Annotated in this window: 1 pseudogene; it reads left to right on the top strand. The window is 31.0% G+C overall.

What is annotated here, in order from left to right:
- Positions 1-1,921: pseudogene (locus tag HUN22_RS18270) on the top strand (ATP-binding protein); the annotation flags it as partial.
- Between the last annotated feature and the right edge of the window lie 149 nt (positions 1,922-2,070).

Below are 2,070 nucleotides of genomic sequence, written 5' to 3' on the forward strand. Positions count from 1 at the left end.
TTTTGAACATCAGAAGGTAGATGAATCAATAATTAATTTTTTAGAACAGCGAGCTGCTTATTACGCTGAATATGGCAATTTCGAAAATTACTTTTCTCAAAAAATAGATGAGAATCAAATAGGTATTTTCTTTAATCATCCTCAGTATAGAAAGCAATCTGAATCGAAAGAGTATAAACAACTGAATGAGTTTGCCACATATTTTGGAGTAGCATATTGGGCTGAAAAATCATTAGAAGCTAATGCAATTCAAAATAATTACACCATAGATTCAGTCATTAAGTTATTCAAAGATTTAGAAGAAAAAGACTTATTTGAAGATGCTTGTGATGTGCAAGAAAGCTCATCTACGCATAAAAGTATGAAACAAAATGCTTTTAGTGCATTAGCTACGATGATCTTAGTCTTTAGAGCAAATAGTAAAGAAGACGATCTAGAGTGGGCTCGTGATATTTTAAATCAAGCAGTCCAACTACCTTATAGTTCTTATGAAGTAGGGTGTCCACAAGCTTCCTTAACTTTTCATCCGAAGAAGTTTCTTGCTCAGGCTTTAGCAAGTGAAATTATTCATAACACTATGAATAATTTCACTTTTATGAATCTTCTAGATATTGTAGTGAGCCCATGTCATGAAATTTCATTAATCTCTCTAAAAGAATGTCTGAAATTATTTGATATAAATCCTAAATTCACTTGGACAGCAATTTATTTTTCATTTGCTCTATGTAAGAATAATTTAAAATATCGATTTTATCGATTGGATAAGTATCCCGAAGCAAAACAAGAAGTAGATCAAGTATATGAACATCTGAAAAACTACTTAAAATCAGAAAATGATTGGTGTGTACTACCAATACCTGATGCTCCTTGGGTAGAACTGGATGAACAAACAATTCAAAACAAAAGAGAAAGAGATAAAAGAATTACTGATATAATAAATAAGCAAAGAGTGGGCTATAAGCCTAGATTAGGTCTTCATAAAAATTATTCAAAGTGGGTAAAATCAGATAATCAATGGGATTATCAGTTCTCAGAAAAAGTTATTCACTTACTACCTGAGAAACTACTTCATGATACCTCTCAAACCTATATTCTCAATTTTTTAAAAAGTTGCTTAGAATGGACTATAGAAAAACAGGAACCTTCTTGGCTTGAAGAAAATCAAAGGGTTGATGACAAAGATATTATTCATGAATGGAATCATAGCATATCTAGAGCTTTAGTAAGAGTTGTGGGAATATTGCCTACAGAAGAAATCAACTCACAATTCCTTATACCAATTCTTAATCTTAGAACAGATACTTGTTGGGAGTTGCTTAATCCATTCATTAGTAATTATATTTGTCGCTATATTTATGATGCACAGAACATTCCTCACAATGCGTTAGATGTTTTAGATTTATGTTTGGATCGTTTTTTAAAAGTATCGTGTTTTGATAAAAAAAGTTATAGAAGTGGAAAAATTTCAGGACTCGACTTATCCGAAATCGCAAAATCACTGATGTTTGTGTCACTAGATCAAGATGCGCCTTTAGCCAATAGATTCGTAAATGGTGATTGGACTGAAATTGGTACAATTTTACCTTTAGTTGATAAGTATGTTAGAGCAGTAGGTTGGATTAAAGATGTTATTCATCTATTCTTGAAATTGTGCGAACGATCAATCCAAAATTATCCATCATATTTATATGCTGATCAAATTTTAGGATTAATCTCTTCAGGTGAAGTATTAAATTGGGACGACTACGTATATCAAAGGATATCTAGCCTTATCCAAATTTTTATAGATAAGGAACAAATGATGCCAATAGAATTACGACAAAAATTTTTAAGAATTATTGATTGGCTAGTTGATCATGGTGATCGAAAAAGTGCAGCCCTTCAACAAAGTAACTTTTTCCAAAAAGTAAAAAGTTGCTGAGCAATTAATTTTTATCAAATATTTATCTAGTTGAATATACTATGAATCAAGAGAGCTTAATCAAAGTTGAAACACTAGAGGCAGAATCTACAGGGTATCTTTTTTTATCACATGATGAGAAAAAATCATTTGTCATAACATCTAAACAT

This window comes from Acinetobacter lactucae (genome assembly GCF_013344765.1).
Classification (GTDB): domain Bacteria; phylum Pseudomonadota; class Gammaproteobacteria; order Pseudomonadales; family Moraxellaceae; genus Acinetobacter; species Acinetobacter lactucae_A.